This window comes from Mariniflexile jejuense, assembly GCF_042675665.1.
Taxonomy (GTDB): Bacteria; Bacteroidota; Bacteroidia; order Flavobacteriales; family Flavobacteriaceae; genus Mariniflexile; species Mariniflexile jejuense.
On sequence record NZ_JBHTJI010000001.1, the window covers coordinates 548,520 to 571,203 of the forward strand.

Annotated in this window: 15 protein-coding genes; 2 read left to right on the forward strand and 13 right to left on the reverse strand. The window is 33.3% G+C overall.

Annotated elements, in window-relative coordinates:
- Positions 1 to 35 precede the first annotated feature (35 nt).
- From ACFQ1R_RS02415 to tilS, 12 genes are all read right to left on the reverse strand, one after another.
- A complete protein-coding gene (locus ACFQ1R_RS02415; RefSeq protein WP_379924517.1) occupies positions 36 to 1,460 on the reverse strand; it encodes a rubredoxin in 1,425 nt (474 codons plus the stop codon).
- The gene (locus tag ACFQ1R_RS02420; protein ID WP_379924518.1) at positions 1,460 to 4,981 is read right to left on the reverse strand and encodes a molybdopterin-dependent oxidoreductase; all 3,522 of its coding nucleotides are present in this window, start codon (positions 4,979 to 4,981) and stop codon (positions 1,460 to 1,462) included. The genes ACFQ1R_RS02415 and ACFQ1R_RS02420 overlap by 1 nt, the downstream gene beginning before the upstream one ends.
- A gap of 124 nt (positions 4,982 to 5,105) precedes the next feature.
- Entirely contained in the window at positions 5,106 to 6,530 is a 1,425-nt protein-coding gene (locus tag ACFQ1R_RS02425) for an MFS transporter (RefSeq protein ID WP_379924519.1), read from the reverse strand.
- A 425-nt stretch (positions 6,531 to 6,955) separates the two neighbouring features.
- Positions 6,956 to 7,621: a response regulator gene (locus ACFQ1R_RS02430; RefSeq protein ID WP_379924520.1), complete on the reverse strand. Its 666-nt coding sequence runs from the start codon at positions 7,619 to 7,621 to the stop codon at positions 6,956 to 6,958.
- A gap of 49 nt (positions 7,622 to 7,670) precedes the next feature.
- Positions 7,671 to 9,488, reverse strand: a complete 1,818-nt coding sequence (locus ACFQ1R_RS02435) for a sensor histidine kinase (RefSeq protein WP_379924521.1) — start codon at positions 9,486 to 9,488, stop codon at positions 7,671 to 7,673.
- 14 nt (positions 9,489 to 9,502) lie between these two features.
- Complete coding sequence (locus ACFQ1R_RS02440; RefSeq protein WP_379924522.1) at positions 9,503 to 10,087, reverse strand: DUF4202 domain-containing protein; 585 nt, start codon at positions 10,085 to 10,087, stop codon at positions 9,503 to 9,505.
- A 20-nt stretch (positions 10,088 to 10,107) separates the two neighbouring features.
- A complete protein-coding gene (gene nirD, locus ACFQ1R_RS02445) occupies positions 10,108 to 10,485 on the reverse strand; it encodes a nitrite reductase small subunit NirD (RefSeq protein WP_379924523.1) in 378 nt (125 codons plus the stop codon).
- 98 nt (positions 10,486 to 10,583) lie between these two features.
- Positions 10,584 to 13,103: a nitrite reductase large subunit NirB gene (nirB, locus tag ACFQ1R_RS02450; RefSeq protein ID WP_379924524.1), complete on the reverse strand. Its 2,520-nt coding sequence runs from the start codon at positions 13,101 to 13,103 to the stop codon at positions 10,584 to 10,586.
- A gap of 167 nt (positions 13,104 to 13,270) precedes the next feature.
- Positions 13,271 to 15,565 (reverse strand): FdhF/YdeP family oxidoreductase, encoded by a 2,295-nt coding sequence (locus ACFQ1R_RS02455; RefSeq protein WP_379924525.1) that lies wholly within the window; start codon positions 15,563 to 15,565, stop codon positions 13,271 to 13,273.
- Positions 15,566 to 15,599: 34 nt separating this feature from the next.
- Positions 15,600 to 16,559: a YheT family hydrolase gene (locus ACFQ1R_RS02460; RefSeq protein WP_379924526.1), complete on the reverse strand. Its 960-nt coding sequence runs from the start codon at positions 16,557 to 16,559 to the stop codon at positions 15,600 to 15,602.
- Between the two features lie 31 nt (positions 16,560 to 16,590).
- Positions 16,591 to 18,216, reverse strand: a complete 1,626-nt coding sequence (gene ade / locus ACFQ1R_RS02465; RefSeq protein ID WP_379924527.1) for an adenine deaminase — start codon at positions 18,214 to 18,216, stop codon at positions 16,591 to 16,593.
- A gap of 49 nt (positions 18,217 to 18,265) precedes the next feature.
- The gene (tilS, locus tag ACFQ1R_RS02470; protein ID WP_379924528.1) at positions 18,266 to 19,576 is read right to left on the reverse strand and encodes a tRNA lysidine(34) synthetase TilS; all 1,311 of its coding nucleotides are present in this window, start codon (positions 19,574 to 19,576) and stop codon (positions 18,266 to 18,268) included.
- Positions 19,577 to 19,710: 134 nt separating this feature from the next.
- On the opposite strand from tilS, the gene ACFQ1R_RS02475 reads away from it, so the two are divergent.
- A complete protein-coding gene (locus tag ACFQ1R_RS02475) occupies positions 19,711 to 20,403 on the forward strand; it encodes a hypothetical protein (protein WP_379924529.1) in 693 nt (230 codons plus the stop codon).
- On the opposite strand, the gene ACFQ1R_RS02480 is transcribed toward ACFQ1R_RS02475, so the two are convergent.
- Complete coding sequence (locus ACFQ1R_RS02480; RefSeq protein WP_379924530.1) at positions 20,400 to 21,692, reverse strand: anthranilate synthase component I family protein; 1,293 nt, start codon at positions 21,690 to 21,692, stop codon at positions 20,400 to 20,402. The two genes, ACFQ1R_RS02475 and ACFQ1R_RS02480, sit on opposite strands and share 4 nt — an antisense overlap.
- 79 nt (positions 21,693 to 21,771) lie before the next feature.
- On the opposite strand from ACFQ1R_RS02480, the gene ACFQ1R_RS02485 reads away from it, so the two are divergent.
- A complete protein-coding gene (locus ACFQ1R_RS02485) occupies positions 21,772 to 22,653 on the forward strand; it encodes an aldose 1-epimerase family protein (protein WP_379924531.1) in 882 nt (293 codons plus the stop codon).
- Positions 22,654 to 22,684 lie beyond the last annotated feature (31 nt).

The window sequence follows — 22,684 nt, forward strand, 5'->3', positions numbered from 1 at the left end:
ATGGTAGATTTGTATCGACCAATGGTTTTTTTTTGTTATTTAACTAAAACCTTTTTCTCAAAACTACTTTTTGGGGCTTCACAAAGTGAACATTCGTAGGTTTCTGGCAAGCTTTCAAAAGTAGTATTTGGTGAAATGTTTTGCGTTTCATCACCATAAATTTCGTTGTAAACTGTTAAGCAATCTTTACATTGGTATACGGTTTCTTCAATGCTTTCTTTCTTAATATCTTTTATTGCTGATTCTTCACGTTCGGTTCCTAATTGTTCAAAATACAACTGACTTAATTCCATTAACAAACCTGGTAATTCAACTTTATCAACATCTTGAACATGCATTATGTAATCGCGTGTATTTGGGTCGAAATTTTTTGCATATAATAAGTTATAGGTATCACGAATTACAAAATCGTTTAAAGCCTCTGGTTTTTTGTTTTTTTCAATAACTACCGAAGTAAAATAATAGGCGTTACTAGCGTAATTTGTTAGTCCAAAAGTTAAACCATAAGTACTAATATCGTTTTGGTCGAAATTGGTTACCAAGTATTTTTTTAAACTTAAAGCATCTTTATCGTTAACTGGTAAATGCCAATTTAACTCCAACATAGAATGGCGTACATTAATACCAAATTTACCCAAAAACTTTTCCCATTGTAGTTTTGATTGTAATGGAATTCCTTTTACAATGAACGATTTCCAAGGTGTTATGGATATTTTACCTATTTTATTTTCGGCACACAACTCGCACATGGCTTTTAAAAATGTAAGGTCGTATCGGTTATTTCTCCAGTATAATCCTAACCAATATTTATCGCCAATTCTGTTCATGCCTTCGTAGTACGGAAAGGGATAAAATGGCACTTCCAAAGGGTTATCTACTGTTCTATTATTAGTATCAATAGCATCACTTACCAATTCGAAAATGGTTTCAACATTTTCTGGTTCTTCCTGAAGCATATTTTCGATAGCTATTTCTACTTTATCTAAATCCCAACTATATATCAAGGCTGGATACATAAAAGTTTTTTTCCATTCTGGAAGACGAATGTATAAATACCAATAATCTTCATGCTCTGAAGCTATAAAATTGATGTGTCCTGTAAATAAAGGCACTAAACGTTGCTTTGGGTCGGTAATATTCACACGTAATTTAAGTTCGTGCTTAAATTGTTCTAAAATATATAAATATCGGTCACTTGTTAACCACGATGTATGCGGAAAAATATCAGATGACACATAAGATGATACAATATTTTCAGTACGATCTTGATTAGGTTTTACTATTTGAAGCTTATCAAAAGCTTCTAATTTTTCAATATCTATTGGTTCTGGAAAAATAATATCTTGTCTAGAGCCAAACGAAATTGTATCTAAACCCAAACTTTCGGCTGCTTCACAAATGTATTTTAATTCACCAGGAGAAAGTACACCACCATTAACTATTAATCTATATGATTCCATTACGCAAGTACTTTTGTATTATTAAGTATTTCTCTAACCTCCGTTTTACAACTGCCACAGCCCAAACCTGCACCTGTTTTATTGCATAATTCGGTGAAATTTGTACATCCGCCTTTAATGGCTTCTTCTATATTTCCTGCACCTACTTGACTGCATGAACATACTAATTTACCAATAACGGGCACATCGTTTGAAGCACCTCGCAATAAGGTATTTCGTTTTTCAGACATTTCAATTTTGCTTTCAATCATGGTTTTGAATTCGGCAAATTCATTTTTATCACCCATTAAAACCGCTCCAATTAGCAAATCGTCTTTTACAATACACTTTTTATAGTAGCGTTTTGAAATATCTGTAAAAATAACTTCTTCGTAAGAATCGTCATTTTCAGGAACATCAATATCACCAATACTACATAAATTTAAATCGTTAAATTTTAAAATATTCATCAACACCGAACCGTTATACGCACAACTAATATCGCCCGCAATAAAGTTTGCTAAAATGGCTGCTTGTTCTTCGGCTGCCGATGTAATTCCGAATAACTTATTATTGAATTCGGCAATTTCACCAATGGCAAAAATATCAGGATGTGATGATTGTAAATGCTGATTTACCTTTACACCTCTGCTACAAACTATTCCATTTTCTCTGGCAATTTCAATATTTGGAATGGTACCAATGGCATACACAATAGCATTGGCTGTTATAAACTTTCCACTTTTTAGGGTAATGTTTAGTTCACCTGTATCTTCATCATCAAAAACCGTACTTACTTCATTATCAAAGTATATTTGAATACCACGTTCTTGCACATCTAAAGCCAAAAGTTTACTTGAAACCTTATCTAATTGACGTTCCATTAAACGAGAAGCACGTTGTATAATAGTAATTTTTACGTTTTTATGCTTCATAGCAGCAGCCAACTCCAAACCTAGTAAACCACCACCAACAATAACTACATGCTGTTCTTCAGGTGGTAAACCTGTAGCATCTAAATAGGCTTTAAATCTATCGGCGTCATTTTTATTACGCATGGTAAAACGCCCTGGTAAATCTATTTGAACATCTTTTGGTATAAATGCACGACTGCCTGTAGCTAAAATTAATTTATCAAACGTATGTTGCTCGTTATTGGTGTCTGTTACTATTTTAGTTTCTGAATCTATTGTTTTGATAGACGTTTCAGGATATACTTTAATGTTTAACTTACTTAATTCTTTTTGTTTGATTTTTAGAAGTTGTTCCCAAGTTAGCTCTTCGGTAACATATTCAGGAAGCAAAACACGATTATAAAACAGATTAGGTTCTTTTGAAAACACATGAATCTCGTCTTGTTCATTATTTTCACGATAATTTTGAATAAACCTAAAAGCCGCTGCTCCTGCTCCAACTATAATTATTTTTTCAACAGGTTTTTTATATTTTGAAACCGAAACACGTGTAAACTTGAAGTCAGGTTCTTTTGAAAATGGATCGACATGCGTGTTGGTTAAATTATTAGCTCTGTTTAAATCGCTTTGCAACTGTTTACCCCAATGCATTGGTAAAAACACCACGCCTTTAGCTATGTTTTCGGTTACTTTTGCACGTACACGAACGCAGCCATTTTCGCCTTTAATTTGTGTAATATCACCATCTTTAACTTTATACAAATACGCATCAACTGGATTAATTTCTAAAACTGGTGTTGGATAATGCGTTTTTAAACGCGATACTTTACCAGTTTTGGTCATGGTATGCCATTGATCGCGAACTCTACCCGTGGTTAAAATTAACGGATACATTTCATTTGGCGGTACAGAGGTATTGTGTATGCTTTTTACAACATTAAAAATTGCCTTTTGTGATGGTGTATAAAACTTTTTATCTTGAAAAAGTCGAGGTGTTCCGGCGTGTCTATATTCATTAACTGGCCATTGGAACGTTCCTTCGTTTTTTAATCTATCATAATTTAAAAAAGAAACATCAATTTTTGTTCCTTTTGTCATTGATGCATATTCATCATAAATTTCTTCAGCACTATTGAAATTAAAGCCTCGGAAACCCATACGCTGTGCAAAATCACAAAAAATTTCAACATCTGGTCTTGCTTCACCTGGAGCATTTATTTCTTTTGGTAAATAGGAAATTCTACGTTCAGAATTTGTCATGGTACCTTCTTTTTCCAACCAACCAGCGGCAGGCAACACTAAATCGGCATAGGCTACTGTATCTGATTTGAATGAAATATCCTGAACTACAACGAATTTAGCATTCTTCATAGCACGCTCAATACGATGTGTATTTGGTAAGCTAACTAACGGATTTGTACACGCTATCCAAATAGCTTTTAGTTTTCCGCTTTCAAGTGCATCAAACATTTCGGTAGCTGTTAATCCTGGTTTTGGTGAAATGGTATCTACACCCCAAAACTGTGCTACTTCCCTGCGGTGTTCTTCATTCATTAAATCTTTATGAACCGCCAATAAATTTGCCATACCGCCTACTTCACGACCGCCCATAGCATTAGGTTGTCCTGTTAATGAAAACGGACCAGAACCTGGTTTTCCAACTTGCCCTGTAATAAGTGATAAATTTAATAAAGCAGTGTTTTTATCGGTACCTACCACACTTTGGTTAAGCCCCATAGCCCACATACTAATAAAGCCTTTTGAAAGCCCAATAATATCGGCAGCATCTCTAATATCTTTTTCTGATACGTTACATATTCTGGAGGCTTCTTTTATAGATGTTGCGAATATTTGTTCTTTATAATCTGAAAATCCTTCAGTATGATTCTTTATAAAATCATCATCAATTAGACCACGTTTGAATAAGCAACGTGCAATAGCATTGTAAAGCACTACATCTGTACCTGGAAGTATTTGAAGATGTAAATCGGCAAAATTTGCAGAATCGGTTTTACGCGGATCGACTACAATAATTTTTACATCTGGGTTTTTCTCTTTGTGTTGTTCTAGTCGTCTAAAAAGTATTGGATGACACCAAGCTGGGTTTGCACCTGTAATTAGGAAACAATCGGCAAGTTCAATATCGGCATATGATACTGGAACACTATCTTCACCAAATGTTTTTTTGTAACCAACTACCGCAGAACTCATACATAAGCGCGAATTGGTATCAATGTTATTAGTCCCTAGAAAGCCTTTTGTTAGTTTGTTGGCAATGTAATATTCTTCGGTTAAACTTTGACCAGATACGTAGAAAGCGACACTATCAGGTCCATGTTTTTTTATAATGGTTTTAAAAACACTTGCTGCACGATCTAAAGCATCATCCCAACTAACACGTTCACGTGGGTGTGAACGACTCCAACGCATTTCTGGATATAATATTCTATCAGAAGTATCATTAACTACGTAGTGCAGGTTCATGCCTTTTGAACAAAGCATGCCTTTGTTTACTGGATGGTCTTTATCACCTTCAACAAAAACCTTATCATTACTATCTCTTTTAACAATAATGCCGCATCCAACACCGCAATACGAACACGTTGTTTTTACTTCATTTTTTATCATTTATTCCAAAGGTTTTATTACGAAATTAAGCCAATTTTTTTATGGCTAGCAAGTGCTCTACCAATTATTCATAATACCTTAAAAAAGGTACAACTTATTTTTTAAATCTTTAAAATTTTAAACTTTAATCAGCTTTTATAGGAATTAATTCTGGTTCAAAATTAGTATCATTAGTTACTTTAATACTTTCTTCATTAGTTGAAAAACGAATAGCTAAAGCTAACAAGCCAGTTAACACTACAATAAAACCTATAATAAAATAACCACTTGAAACAGCTTCTGAAGCAGCTGATGCTTGAGCAGCACGAGCTAAACTATCATCTAAACCTTGACTAGAAACAATTGCTGCTTTTTCGGCAACTGCCGATTTAGATTTAAGTAACAACGCTGCTAAAAATGCGCCAACATTTCCACCTGCACCAACAATTCCTGATACAGAACCTATCGCCTTTTTATTTATAAACGGCACTACAGAAAACGTTGCGCCTTCAGCCATTTGAACTGTTAAACTGAATAATATTAAAAGTAAAACACCAACAATAAAACTAGTAGTTGTAGAGAATGTTACAAGCATAATGCCTTCAAGTGATAAAATAAAAGCTAAAAACAACACACGACCTCGCAACCCTTTTAATCTTCCAAACATATCGCCAAAATAACCACCAAGTGTACGTGCAAAAATATTCATTAATGCAAAAGATAGAACAATGTTACCTGCTGTTACGCGCTCTAACTGAAATGTATTTTGCAAATAATCATCCATTGTACCATAAACTGTTAATTCAATACCAAAACAAGCAGCATATACTAAAAATAATATCCAAGTCCTGTAATCTTTAATTACGGTTGAAAAACCTACTTTGTCTTTTTTAGTGGTAATTTCCTCACCTGCAGCTCTTAAATCTTTAAAATTTCCTTCTGGTGTATCTTGTGTGAAAAAATAATACACTAAACCCATTAAAAAACATACTGTACCAGCCACAACCATAGAATATCTCCAAGCTTGCGCATCAGCTACTCCAAAACTAACTACTGCCGCTGCTATTAATGGCATACCTAAACGGTTAGCGCCACCACCTAAATTACCCCATCCTGCCGATGTTGCATTGGCTGTACCAACAATATTTGGAGCAAACATTAATGAAGTATGTACTTGGGTAATTACAAAAGATGCACCTATAAAACCAATAAATAATCTACAAATTAAAAACTGAAGAGGCGTTTCTACCAAACCACAAGCAATTACAGGAATAGCTCCTAAAACCAACAACCAAGTATAACATAATCTTGGTCCGTATTTATCACATAATTTACCTATTAATAATCTGGCAAATACCGTTCCTGTTACAGCCAAAATAATAGAGTTCCATTTTTGGTCTGGTGTTAAGCCTAAATCTTTTGTAACATCTGGCATAAACGGTACAATACCAAACCATGCGAAAAAACACATAAAGAATGATATAGACGTTATCCAAAACGTACGAGTTGGAATCGATTTAAAATTGAATAAATTTAATTTTGTTGCCTTAAGAGATTCTGAAGTATTCATAATAAGTATATTTATACGTACAAAACTAAGTATAAATACTTAATAATAAAAATATAAATTACGTATTGCTTAATAAATACGTATTTGACAATTATCAGAATCTGTTTTTGGGAATTTGGTAAAAAAAGAAATAAATTATATAAGAATTTAATGTAATTAGTATAAAATTATTAGCAAGGAGTACTTACTTGAGTTGATTTAATTAAATTTTATGTAGTTCCGAAAACTGTTGTTCAATACTATTTATCTTAGATTGAATATTAGCATGATTAAATTTTATTGGAGCTAATTTTGAAAATTTTTTTTCACAAATGCTTTTCATACGAATCTTTCAAAAGAATTAAATAATCTCTATAAGTTACACCTGTAAATATTAATCCATAAATTCCTATAAAAAATTCCATTTAAAGTGTATAAAAACTACCTTAAATCAACTCAAACTCACTAGCCTTATTACTAAGTTCCATAAGATTTTTAACATCTAATTTTTTCATTAAATTAAAACGATGTACTTCGGCGGTACGTTTGCTAATTTGAAGTTCTTCAGCAATGTCTTTGTTATTTTTTAACTGCAAAACGAGATTTAAAATTTGCTTTTCGCGTTTGGTAAGATTGAATGGATCTTCTATTTGTTTTTCTTCTATTGTAGTTGTGTTAGAAACTGTTCCATTCACAAAATTATTCATAATAATAGCAGAAACATCACCTGTAAAATATTTTCCTCCTGAAGCTACTTTGTGTAATGCTTTTAAAAATTCTTCTTTACTCGCTCCTTTAAGTAAGTAACCATCTGCACCAGCTTGAATTGCTTTTACTACGTATTCTTCAGAGTCGTGCATTGAAAGTACCAAGGTTCTAACATCGGTATAAGTTTTATTAATTTCTCTAACAACCTCGATACCATTCATTTCTGGCATACGAATATCTACAATTAATAAATGAGGTTTGTGTTTTTTTATTACCTCAAGTGCTTCTACGCCGTTTGATGCTTCATCAATTACTTTAATACCTTCTTGGTCTTCTAAAAGTGCTTTAATACCATCTCTTACCAATACGTGGTCGTCTGCTAAAACTACATTTATAACGTTCATAATTTAATCTATTATAAGTACAAAACTAATAAATTTTACGTAATAGTACTTAATTACTTATTGGTATATTTAAAGTAACGCGTGTTCCTTTACCTAGTTCAGAATTAAGAAAAAAGCGTCCATCTATATATTTAATACGTTCTCGCATAAAGGTCATACCCATACCACCATCACCATTTTTAACATTTTTCACCTTTGTTGGGTCAAAACCTTTACCATTATCATCAACCACAATACTTAGTATATTTTCGCTATGTGATAAGGAAACTAAAATGTGTGTAGAATCGGCATATTTAATTGCATTATTGATTGCCTCTTGTACAATACGATATATATTTATCTCTACCAACGAATCTAAGCGCTGGTTAAACTCTGTTTTATTGAATAAGACAATGTTTTTCCCTGTAAGTTTTCCTAATTCGAGTGTTAATTTAGAAAGTGCAGGTACAATACCATGGTCTGAAAGTTCGGGTGGTGTTAAATTAAATGTTGCTGTTCTAACACCTTTTATTATATTGGATGTCAATTCTTTAAGGTGTTCAATTTTAGAAGCTGTTTTATCAATATCTTTAATATCAATACTTTCTAAATTGTATTTTAAACCTGTAAGCATTTGGCCAATACCATCATGTACATCTTTAGCTATGCGGTTTTGTTCTTTTTCTTGGTTTTCAATAATTTTACTTGAAATAACCTTTTGCTGACTCATTTTTTCCTCAAAACTTTCCTTTGTTAAGCGTGCTATTTCTAGTTGTGCTGCCTTACGCGCTGTTATTTCTGAAGCAATGATTAGTAATTCCGATTTATCATCTGTTGGGCTAAATGGAATAATTGCCATTTCTAACCATACATCATGATTATCTTTAGTTGTACCTTTTACTTCTCCTTGCCAACCTGTTTTTTTGTACTTAATAATTAAGTTTTCAATAACAGATTGTTCTATTTCGTTTATGGAAAGTATTTCTGAAAAATTGGTTGTCATATTATACTTTGTAAACTTAAATAGGCGCGAAAATTTCTTTCCAATATGAACCAAAGCACCGTTTGGAGTAATACGAGCAAATAATAAGGTTTCATCCATGGCATGACTTAACGCACGCAATTCTTTTATAGACTTTTCTTTTGAAACACTTAACTCATCAGCATCAAACGCCATTTTTTTAGCCTTTTTCTCGGCTTCCAATAATTCGGCAAGTGTTGATTTAACCGACTTCGCCGCTGGCCAAAAAATAAATAAAAATTCTACTAGTAATATAAGTATGGTAAGCGCCATTAGTAGCAACTCCAGCTTACGTAACCAACTTACTTTAGCATCGGCTTCCAAATCGTATTGGTTTACTATTTGGTCCATTACTTGAAGAAAATGACCTTCGTTTTGTTTTACAATTTCTACTTCGTTAGTAAAAACGGAGCGCGGTAATGGCGGAATATTCTCAATTTTTTCAATAATTGCTTTTGAGGCATTACTGATACTATCAAACGTTGGATTTAAAATTTTGAATTTTTCTTTAATGATAGCACTGTTTTTCCCTGGCAAGTCTAAACTATCATTTCCATTTTGAAGTGCTTGATGCGATATAGTCCAAAGTTTTAGTGTTTGCTTTACTTTGTCTTTAAGAAGAATACGTTCTGCTAAACTATCTTCAGTAGAAAGCGATACAATTTCTTTGGTTAATTTTTGACTTAACATACGCTGCCTACCAGCCACATTTATTACCGAAGAATCACTTTGTTGGTCGTTTAAATGTTTGCGTACTAAAATTTGACTTACAATTACAGAAAGCGCAATGGTACTTAATGCTATAATGTACAAACGGCTTAATCTATCAAAAGTGCGTTGATCTAATGAATTACCGTTCTTTGCCATTGGTTGCTGCTATTTTAAGAAATAGCTTGTTTTATTAATGTTAAACTTTTTTCTGAATACTTAATTTTTAAGGCTTCTACATGTCCTTCTTCCGACATTTTTACCCATGTTTTTTGAAGAATATCAATCAACTTTGCATCATCATGCTTTTCTGTAAATTCTTCAAAATAATAATCTAAAAACACCAAACAAATCACATCTTCCAATGTTTGGGTTTCTTCATTCTTTTTAATCAGTTTTTTGTTGATTAAAAATGAAACGCGCTCAATAAACTCATCTTCATAACCAACTTCTTTTAAAATTTCAGCAGTTATGTCTGCATGCATTTTTTTTAAGGTTTCACGCCATTTTAAATAACCAACGCGGTCCATTGCATACTCATCTCTAGCAATTTTCCAACGGCAAATGTGTTGTGCTCTAGCAGCAATTTGAAGCGCTCTAGATGCGTCTGGTTTAAACTGCAATAACTTTTGCGACATGCGTTGCGAATACAATAATTCTTTAGGAAAATCTAACCCACAAGCGTGGTAAACATTCGGATCTTCAGAATTTTTTCTATCTATTAAGGCTATGGCTGTTTCAAAACGTATTGGTTTCATGATGTGTATGTATTTTTGGTTTAATCTACAAAGCCAATATACACATTTTCACCTTCAATTTTAACAGGATATACGGCAATTTTTAAATCATCGCCACCTAAATTACTACCGTCTTCCAACGAAAAATTCTTTTTATGCATTGGGCAAGCCACTTTAGCAACCCCATCTTTATCGCCTATCATTCCTAAAGACAATACCATTTCCATTTTATGCGGACATAAGTTTTGGCAGGCATACCATTTATCTTTTCTTGCGAAATTATACACTGCTATTTGCTTGGTTTTGTACTTAATACAAGCGCCGGTATTCTCTGGAAAATCGCTTACCGTACCAACCTCAAACCAAGTTTTTACTTCTGCCTCAGCAACCGATTTATATTGTTCTAGTATATTCTGCATTTTTATATTTGTTTGTTATTAAGTTGTTGGTTGTTATGCTGCATGTTGTTAAGTTGCAATACAATTCCACGACATACAACTTTACAACTCTTTATATTTTACCACGCTTTAGGCATTTTCTGGTCGCGCATTGGTACAAACACCAAGTTATCATCAGTATCATCCGAATTCACAAAATGCTTGAAACGTTTTGCCATATTTGGGTCTTCAATAGCTTGTTTCCATTCACATTCGTATTTGTTTACAAGCCCTTGCATTTCTTGTTCTAATTCTTCAGCAATTCCTAAGGAATCTTCAATAACTACTTTCTTCAAATAGTCTATACCTCCATCTAATTTTTCTAACCAAGGTGCGGTTCTAACTAAAGGTCCAGCAGTACGTATGTAGAACATTAAGAATCTATCTAAGTATTTTATAGCTGTGGCATCGTCCAATTGTTCTGCAAAAAGAATGGCGTGTTTTGGTGTTGCGCCACCGTTTCCACATACATATAAGTTCCATCCACCATCAACTGCAATCAATCCAAAATCTTTCCCTCTAGCTTCGGCACATTCTCTAATACAACCCGAAACACCTCCTTTTAATTTATGTGGCGAACGTAAACCTTTATAACGATTTTCAATTTCAATCGCGAATGTTACACTTTCGTGCATACCGTAGCGACACCATGTAGAACCTACACAACTTTTTACGGTACGTAACGACTTCCCGTAGGCATGTCCGCTTTCAAAACCAGCATCAATTAATTCTTTCCAAATAAGTGGTAATTCGTGTAATTGTGCGCCGAATAAATCGATACGCTGTCCGCCCGTTATTTTCGTATATAAATCGTATTTTTTAGCAACTTCACCAATAACAATTAACTTATCTGGTGTAATTTCACCACCTGCAATTCTTGGCACTACCGAATAAGTTCCATTACGTTGAATGTTTGCTAAAAAACGGTCGTTGGTATCTTGAATAGCCACTTGCTTGTTTGGCGTTTCCATAGTTATAGTCGCGAAAATAGATGCCAATGCTGGTTTACAAACCTCACAACCATCGCCTTCACCAAACAGGTTCAGTGCTTCGTCGTAATCTGCAACTCTATTTACTTTTACTAAATCGTATAACTCTTGACGGTTAAAGCTAAAGTGCTCGCAAAGCGTTTCTTTAACTTCTTTTCCTAACGATTTAAGGGTTTCGTTAACCAAATCGACCACCATAGGTTTACAACCACCACAACCTGTAGTTGCTTTGGTTTTTGCTATCACATCACCTAAATTTTGACAATCGCCTTCAGTAATTGAACAACAAATAGCACCTTTTGTAACACTCTCACAAGAACAAACTTGTGCCGCATCTGGAATATCCATCACACTTCCAAACGATGAGCCTCCTTCACCTCTACTTCCTAAAATCAACTCTTCGGCATCTTCTGGAATTGGCAATCCGTTTAAATATATTTGGTGAAACATATTATAATCAGACGCATCTCCAACTAAAATTCCTCCTAAAAGGTTTTTCCCATCATGGCTAATGTTAATACGTTTGTATAAATTCTTCGTTTTGTTTTCGTAAATAATAGAATAACCCTTTTCAACAGGCATAAAAGGTTCACCATAACTCGCTACATCTACGCCTATCAATTTCAATTTGGTAGACATATCGATATCGCTTTGCATTAAAACCTCTACATTTCCTAAAATTTGGTTTACTGCAACACCAGCCATATCATAACCAGGTGCTACCAAACCGTAGATCATTTGGTTATACAAAGCAACTTCACCAATAGCATAAATTTCAGGATCTGAAGTTTGCATTTTATCATTAACAACAATACCACCTCGTGTTCCCATTTCTAAAAAACAGGTTTTTGCTAGTTCGTCACGCGGACGTATTCCTGCTGAAATAACCAACATTTCAACATCAATTTTATCGTATTCACCAAACTCCATTCCTGTGATACTTTTATCACCCAATATTTTATTAGTAGCTTTTGAAAGGTGTATATTAATGCCTAAAGATTCTAATTTTTCTTGTAAAACTTTACTAGCTCTGGTGTCTAACTGACGTGGCATTAACTTATTTGCAAATTCAACAACATGCGGTTCAAAGCCCATATCCATAACCGCTTTAGCAGCTTCCAAACCTAATAAACCACCACCAAGAACTGCTGCTTTAATTGTATCACTTTTTCTACCTTTCTTCAATTTAGCAGCATAAGAAAGCATGTCTTCCAAATCTTCAATAGTTCTATAAACAAAAACTCCTTGTTTCTCTACACCAGGAATATTTGGTACAAAAGGCGCAGAACCTGTTGCTAAAACTAAGTAGTCGTACTTATAATTTAAATCTTTAGACGTTGTTACTTTTTTAGAAACACGATGAATTGCTGTAATACGTTCATTGGTAACTAATTCAATACCATGTTCTTCGTACCAAGATCTTGGAGCCATTTCTAAAGCTTTTGCATCTTTATTTTGAAAAAACTCACTTAAATGAACACGATCGTATGCTGGTCTGGGTTCTTCACCAAAAACAGTTAACTGAAACTTTTTGCCTTTTGCTAAAGCTACAAACTTTTCACAAAATTTATACCCTACCATTCCGTTACCGACAACTATAATTTTTTTCATAATTACGTATTTATAATGCAAACATAAATAAAAACTACGTAATAATACTTAATTTTGAATAAGAAAAGTTCAATTTTAAACAACTATTAGCAATTTCACAAATAGTGTAAAGTTTTTCTAAGTATTAATCAAAATAATAATGTTATAAATATGAAAGAATAAGAATCTTATATTATTTCAATAGTTATTATCACACTTTTTGAAGCTGGCGTTTTAGCCGTGTGAGCAAAACTATCTAATGGAACTAACACATTTGTTTCTGGAAAATACGTAGCACAACAATTTTTAGGAATATCATAACCAACTACTTTAAAATTATTAGCTTTTCTAATAACACCATTAAATTCCGATTTCAAATTAACAATTTGCTGTTCTTTCAACCCTCTAGTTTCCATATCTTCACGATTCATGAAAATGATACGACGTTCATTATAAATACCTCGGTAGCGGTCGTTTAATCCGTAAATGGTTGTGTTGAATTGATCGTGACTACGAATGGTCATCATTATTAATTCATCATCTTTAAGCTTCCATTCTGGCAATTTATTAATGGTGAAATTGGCTTTTCCAGTTTTGGTTTTGAATTGCCTAACACGTGCGCCATTTGGTAAATAAAATCCTGAAGATTCTTTTAATTTGGTGTTATAATTTTCAAAACCATCAACAACTTCCTGAATATCATTACGTACTAAATTATAGTCGTCTTTGTATTGAAGCCAATTAATTTTAGTTTTTCCTTGTAAAGTCGCATTGGCTACACCACAAACTACGGCTACTTCACTAATTAATTTATCGGAACACGGTTCTAAAACACCTTTAGTTGAAGACACTATTCCCATAGAATTTTCAACACTTTGTACTTGAATACCTGTTTTTTGATAATCCTTTTCAGAACGACCCAAACACGGTAAAATCAATGCTTCTTTACCCGTAACTAAATGTGAACGGTTTAATTTGGTACTTACATGAACTGTTAAATTACAATTTGATATTGCTTGTGCTGCATAAGCGGTATCAGGCACTGCGGAAATAAAATTACCACCCATACCGAAAAATACATTAGCTCTCTCTTCATACATTGCTTTTATAGAATCTATTACCGAATAGCCGTGTTTTGTACTTGGTTTAAAGCCATATTTAGCTTCAATTTTATCTAAAAAAGCTTGTGGTGCAGATTCCCAGATACCAACGGTTCTATCGCCTTGCACGTTAGAATGTCCACGAACAGGACACGTACCAGCACCTTCTTTACCAATACTTCCTTTTAATAACAATAAATTCACCAATTCGCGAATATTGTCAACTGCATTTTGGTGTTGGGTTAAACCCATTGCCCAACAAATAATAATTTTGTTGTTGTTCAATATAAGATTGAAAACATCATCAAAAATAGCTTTTGAAACACCTGAAGCTTTTAAGCAATCTTCAAAATTATAGGTTTTTAAATCTGAAATAAAGTTTTGATAACCAAAGGTGAAATCGTTAATAAAATCTTTATCAAAAACACCACCCGAAAGCTCTTCTTTTTCAAGTAATTTAATAAGCAATGCTTTTATAAAAGCCACATCACCATTGATGGTTATTGGCACAAAAATATCAGCAATTTTAGTGCCGCCTGTTAGTAATTTAAGTGGGTTTTGTGGATTAGTGAATTTTATTAATCCTGCTTCTGGTAACGGATTTATGGCAATTATTTTACCGCCATTCGATTTACATTTTTCTAAAGCTGTTAGCATTCTTGGGTGGTTTGTTGCTGGATTTTGACCAATAACCATAACAACTTCAGCTTTATACAAATCGTCCAAAGTTACCGAGCCTTTTCCTATGCCCAAAGTTTCAGATAATGCACTTCCACTCGCTTCATGACACATATTTGAGCAATCGGGTAAATTAGATGTACCAAACTCACGTACAAATAATTGATATAAAAAAGCCGCTTCATTCGTGGTTCTTCCCGATGTATAAAAAACAGCTTCATCAGGATTATTCAATTTATTTAAATGTGTTGCTACTTTATTAAACGCCGCTTTCCAAGAAATGGGTTGGTAATGTGAAGCACCTTCTGCTAAAAACATAGGTTCTGATAACCGCCCAGATTTACCAATTTCAAAATCTGACCAACTTGCAAGTTCATCTACCGAATGCTTTTGAAAAAACGTTTCACCAATGGTTTTATTTTGCGCTTCTTCTGCCATAGCTTTCATGCCGTTTTCACAAAATTCACCTAAAGATGAACGCTCATCATCTGGATCTGGCCATGCACAACCTGGGCAATCAAATCCTCCTTTTTGATTGATTTTTGCTGAAATTTTAAGCACATCACTAGGCTTCATGTACTTTGAAACTTGACCTAACACCACTTTTATAGAAGTAAACCCAACACTGTTTTTAGGTGGAAGTGTTGTTTTTAAATTCTGAAACTTCTCTGGTGTTTTGGCTTTATCTTCTGGTGATGAACTCATATTGTATTTCAAAAATTATCTATTAAAGATATGGCTAATTGGCAGTTTTTATAAACTCTAAGGCTCGTTTTTCATTATAATACACATTCTTTTTATCAATAAAACCCACATGACCACCAAATTTTGGCATTTCTAAATATAAGTTAGGGTTTTGTTTTGCTTCTTTTACAGGAAAACACTCAGGCGACAAAAACGAATCGTTAAGAGCGTTAATAATAAGAGTTGGTGTTTTTATGTTTGGGAGAAATTGCAAACTACTACTCTTTTCATAATAATCTTCAGCATCTGCAAAACCATGTGCTTTAGCGGTGTAAACATTATCAAAATCATACAAGGTTTTTATAGATTTAATAGCTTCGACACTTAAATCTTTATCAAAATGTATTTGTTTTATTTTCAATCTGTTAACTAAATGTTTTTTAAACCTATCATGAAATAATATATTTTTAAAGGTATGTAATTCTTTGGCTGAACCCGATAAATAACAAGGTGATGAAACCGCAATTGCTGCTTTTATTTGCATTGGAACCGTTTCCCGTTCGCCTAAATATTTTAGAATCATATTCGCACCTAAACTGATGCCTTTTAGAAAGATTTCACTATATCCTTTTTGCTCAATAGCATGGTTTACAACCGCTTCCAAATCTTCAGTAGCTCCAGAATGGTAACTTCTGTACAGTAAATTATCTTCACCACTACACCCTCTAAAATTTACACAAACGGCATCTATATTATTTTCATTAAACAATTTGGCAGCACCAGTTACGTATGGTCGTTGAGCATGACCTTCCAAGCCATGAAGTAAAATAATGAGTTTGTTGCTTTTTTCTTTTGAAAAACTCCAATCTAAATCCAAAAAATCGCCATCGCTTAAAGTAATACGTTCGCGTTCTTGCTTTAATGTAACCTTACGTGCTAACCCAGAATATACAGTTGCTACAAAGCCATTTTTAAAGAAAAATGGTGGTTTATAAGTTGAATCTAATATGGGCATTGTGTGGGTTTTAGGGTTTGGTGCAAAATAATTAATTGTCAATGGTTAAAGCAGTAAATTTAAAATCTGTGCCATTAAATAAGCCTTTATCGCTTAGTTTTAATGATGGAATAACTAACAAAGCCATAAAAGACAAGGTCATGTACGGTGCATGCAACTTACTTCCTAATTGCTTTGCAATTTTATCTAATTCTGCATATTGCTTTCCTATAGTTTCACCACATTGATCACTCATAATGCCTGCTACTGACAATGGTACTATTTTTTCTTCGGTATTGGAAATAGCACAAATGCCTCCTTTATTTTCAATAATTAAATTAACCGCTTTACTAATGGCTTCATCACTTACACCAACAGCAATAATGTTGTGCGAATCATGACCGACGGATGATGCTATTGCACCTTCCTTTAATCCAAAATTTTTAATAAATGCTATAGCTGGTTTTTCGTTTTTATAACGGTTTACAACTGTCATTTTTAAAATATCTTTTGCTGTGTTTGAAACGATATTTCCATCAACTATTAAAGCATTTTCAATTAATTCATTAGTAACTAATTGTCCTTCTAGCGCTTCAATAACTCTTATTTTTTTTGCTGAAGATGCAACTTTGAAATCTAAAATTTCTTTTTTATCACAATTGAAATTATTCAGGTTTTCAAAAGAAACAGGCTTGATTAATGATTGTCCGTTATCAAACACTAACTCGCCATCAACATAGGTTTGAAGTGTTTTAAAGTTAATTAAATCGTTTACCACAATACAATCGGCAGCATCACCAATTTGTAATAATCCTACATCCAAATTATAGTGCTTAACTGGATTGATACATGCCATTTGCAACACTTTAAAAACATCAATACCTTTTGTAACCGCACGAGCACAAAGGCTATTTATATGACTTATTATTAAATCGTCTGGGTGTTTATCATCACTGCAAAACATCATATTTTCAAAATATTCTGAAGCTAAACCAATTAATGCTTCAAAATTTTTGGCTGCACTACCTTCACGAATTAATATTTTCATGCCTTTTTGAAGCTTTTCTAAAGCTTCATTATGGGTAAAACATTCATGGTCTGTAGTAATACCTGCATTTATGTATTTTGAAATAGCATCGCCTTGTAGTCCTGGTGCATGCCCATCAACCGGTTTGTTGTAATGCTTTGCTAAAGCTATTTTTTTCATTACCTCAGCGTCGTCAAATAAGACGCCAGGATAATTCATCATTTCTGCTAAATATTTAATATCTGCGTTTTCTAAAAGTGATTTTATCCCGTCTGAATCTATAACTGCACCAGTCGATTCAAACGTGGTTGCTGGCACACATGATGGCGCGCCAAAATTGAACTTAAATGGTACTTTTTTACCATTTTCAATCATAAATTCCACACCTTTTACGCCTAACACATTGGCTATTTCGTGTGGGTCTGAAACCGTTGCCACTGTACCATGTGTTACGGCTAAACGTGCAAATTCACTTGGTACTAACATGGAACTTTCTATATGAATATGAGCATCTACAAAACCCGGAAGGATATAAGTTTCAAACTCGTGCGCTTTTTCAATAATTGCACTTACCTTACCATCTTTAAAAGTTATTTCACCTTTAAAAATGCGTTTGTTTTGTATATCTACTATGTTTCCTTGTAAAATCAATTTATATATTTTGTTCAAAGTGAATTCCTACCTTCGCAGAAATGACTAACTATTTTAGTTCAATTTTTATAATCTGTTTTGTGTTTTTGGTTACTTTAAATCGGTTATCAGCACGTTTGCCTATTACCCAAACTATGGTGTTTCCTGAACACAATAACCATGCGTGTTCTTTATCCAACAGTGAATATTTTTCATCTTTAAAATACTTGCTTAATTTCTTTTTTCCTTGCATTCCTAAAGGATGAAATTCATCGCCTTTTTCCCATTTTCTTAGTTGTAACGGATACTTTAACGCGTCTTCATCAACATAAATAGTGTTTTTTGAAGTTTCTAAAATAGCATCAACTTCATCAAAAAATAATACACCAAAAGGGGTTTGAACGTGTGTATTTGTTTTTAAAATAGTTATTGCTTGTTGTTCTTCATCAACCAGTTCACTAAGCAATAAATAATCCCGGTCTTTAATTAATCGCCATTTCTCTGAAAATACTTGTTTCCCTGATTGTGCCTCTAATAAACCAACAACATCTTGCCATTCTGTAAATCCGTATTCATTTAAAAACGCAAATAAATAGGCTTTTGTATTATTATGTTTTTTTATTAACTCAATATTTAATTGAAATCCTGTATCTGTTAAGTTAATAATACCTTGTTTAATTAAATCGGAAATTTTATCATTTACTATATCTCTAGAATCTTGTAAATTGCTAATTGTATTCTGAAAACTTTGCAACAAACTAGGATTAATTTCTTTTAATATTGGAATTACATCGTGCCTTAATTTATTACGTAGATATTTAGTAGATGCATTACTACTATCATCGCGCCATTTTACATGATTTTCTTTTGCGTAATTTTCAATAGTTTCTCTAGAAAAAGGCAAAAGTGGACGAACAAACGCATCATTAACTTCTGGAATACCTATTAAGCCTTCTAAACCTGTACCTCTAGTAAAATTAATTAAAAACGTTTCTAGATTATCATCTGCATGGTGTGCTGTTAATATGTAATTGAAGTTTAATTGTTTCGCTAGTTCTTCAAACCAATCGTACCTTAATTTGCGTGCTGCCATTTGAATGGATAGCTTATTCTCTTTAGCAAAAACTTCCGTTTCAAAACTTTCTATAAAAACTTCCAAATCTAAATCTTCTGCCAGTTGTAATACAAAGTCTTCATCGGCATCACTTTCGTTGCTTCGTAAATTAAAATTACAATGTGCCAATGCTATATTCAAACCCATTTTATGGCATAAAAGCACCAACACTACACTATCAACACCACCAGAAACAGCAATTAAAAGCTTACTATCTTTTAAAAATGAAAGCTTCGAATTTATATGCCTTTGAAAGTTTTTTATCATATCTCAAAGTTAAGGTTTATTTTAATGTTGCAAAGCTTCGTTATAAATAATTACAATTACCGAAAACTGATTTTGGTCAGTATAATTAATGCAGAATTTCGTAAATTTAGAAAGACATATTAAATACTGGCATTATGAGTACTATAGAAAAATTAAACAACAAAGCCACTCAAACTGCGTTTAACAAAAAAGTGGTGGCAACTTCGCATCAATTACATCCATACGTTAAACACCGCCTATATATTGCAGAATCTACGGGTGTTATTCCTAAAAAAATGTATTCGTCTAGTGGTATTATTGACGAAAGTATTGCTAAGTTTTATGAAAACGGCTATAATATTGATATTGATGCTAACGCATTAAAATTGAAACTTTTTAAATATGTTGATGCCGAATTGGACGCTTTATTTAAAAAAGAAGCCTTTCATAAAAATACCATAAGTACCAATGCCATTTTAGAAGAAGAATTAGATGCTTTAGAAGAACACTATACTATTGACGATGGTTTTGACTATGTAATGCATGAAGATTTAGACGATATTTCATACCAACAAAACGGACAGCAAAAGCAGTTATTCTTGTATGATGATGATAGTAACTCGGTTTTAAATGCGCTTGATGCAGATGTTGTTTCTGCTACTAATCATAACAAAGCTTTGGGTAATTTATACAGTTGGCTGCCTTTAAACGTATCGAATATTGTGGATTTGTTTGTATTTGGTAAACTTAGTTTTGAAGACATATCAAAAGTAAAAGGTATTGAAACCAAGCGTATTGTTTTAATTTTTGATGAGATTAAGAAGAACTTTAACAATCATATCGATTAGTCTTCCAAAACTTGGCGCATTGCTTTAGCTTTTACCAAGCATTCTTCGTATTCTGTTAGTGGATCGCTTTTAGCTGTAATTGCGCTACCAACGGAATAAGACACATATTTTTTGGTTTTGTTGTACAAAATACTTCGTATTACTACGTTAAAATCAAAGTTGCCCGATGGCGAAAAATACCCAACCGCACCAGAGTAAAGACCGCGTTTGGTTTCTTCCAAAGCTTCAATAATTTTCATTGCCGATATTTTTGGCGCACCTGTCATGCTTCCCATTGGGAAGGTGCTTTTTATAATATCAACAGGATGTGTAGTGGTTTCAACTTGCGAGGTTACAGTTGATATCATTTGATGTACTTGATCAAACGTATAGATTTTGCACAATTCTTCAACTACAACGGTGCCTTTTATGGCGGTTTTAGATAAATCATTACGCACCAAATCAACAATCATAATATTCTCGCTACGTTCTTTAGTGTTAGTAAGCAAGTCGTGTTTTAATTGCTCATCTTCTTTTTTGTTTGAAGAACGCTTTGCTGTACCCTTTATGGGTTGCGAAATAATGGTGGTTTCTTGCTTTTTTAAATAGCGTTCTGGTGAAGCCGAAAGCAAATAGTTATCATGGCACTTTAAAAACGTAGCAAATGGCGGGTTTGATATGCAGTTGAGTTTTAAATACGTTTCCAAAGGGTTAATGCTAGTATTTTCAGCATAAAACTCTTGGCAAAAGTTTGCTTCATACAAATCGCCTCGGTGTATGTGCGCCAACATGTTGTTTACTTTTTCAAAATAAGCGTCTTTGTGTATGCGGAGTTTTATTTTTATTTCATTCGGTACATTATTTCGTTGTACCTGTTGGTAATGCTGTATAGCTTTTAAATCTTCTTCAAACTCATCATCAACCAGCTTCAAATACTGCATTTCAATAGTGTTTCCTTTAAAAAAGAACAATTTTTTAGGTTGAAAGAAATACATGTCAGGAAACTCTAAACCATCAAAATTCTGAGATATTAGGTTTTCAACAGCATTTTTTAAATCGTAGGTCAAATACCCAAAAATCCAATCGTTTGTAATGGCTTGGTATTCTTTTAAATGCTCAAAAGCTTGGGTATAATCGGTTTTAATGCTTGTAAAGGCATCAACTGCCAATACCGCATCGTAATTAGAGTAGTTTTGTTCGTAGTTGTTAGAATCTAACCAAACCACATCGTCAAACTGTTGTGACCATTGTAATAACTGTTCCTTGAACAATTTAATGTTGGTGGTAGTATGATAAAAAGTTGCTCTCAATTCTAAAATTTAAAGTGTAAAGTTAGTTAGATTCCTTAAAAATTTGCAAGTTTTGTACTTTAGTTTAAAATTAGGTTTTATGCACACACTACAAAACAACCAACTTAAAATAGCGGTAAACACCATTGGAGCCGAATTATGTAAAATTACCTCCATAAAAAACAACACAGCGTTTATATGGGATGCCAACCCCGATGTTTGGGGCAGTTTTGCTCCTAACCTATTCCCTATTATTGGTGCTTTAAAAAACGATACGTATGTGTTTGAAGGCAAACCATACAATTTACCAAAACACGGCATGGTACGTAATAATAAAGCGGTAGTGTTGCACGAAAAAACTGCAAACAGTTTAACCTTTCAGCTTCTGTATAATACCGATACTTTAAAAGTTTATCCTTTTAAATTTGCCCTTTTCATTACCTATAAACTTATAAATAACAGCATTGAAGTACTTCATACGGTTAAAAACTTAGATGATAAAACCATGTACTTTTCCGTTGGTGGGCATCCAGCGTTTAAATGTCCAGTGTTTGAAGATGAAGCCTATGATGATTATGCTTTAGTGTTTGAACATGCCGAAACCTCAAAAACACACCTCATCAATATGACAAACGGTCTTATTTCTTCTGAAACCAAACCCATTTTTAATAATACCAATGTATTGCCATTAACACATGCTATGTTTAATGACGATGCGCTTATTTTTAAAGACTTACAGTCTAAAAAAGTAATACTAAACAGTAAAACATATGGCGATATTTTAACCGTTAGTTACCACGATTTCTCATATTTAGGCATTTGGGCAAAACCAACAGGCAACTATGTATGTATTGAACCGTGGTTGGGTATTGCTGATAATGAAAATACAAACCAAGACTTTACTACCAAAGAAGGTATTTTAAAACTTGCTGCTGGTAATACCTTTAAGGCTAGCTATACTATTGAAATACATAAGCTATAAGCTAAATAGAATAATAAGTGTAACTTTGCAA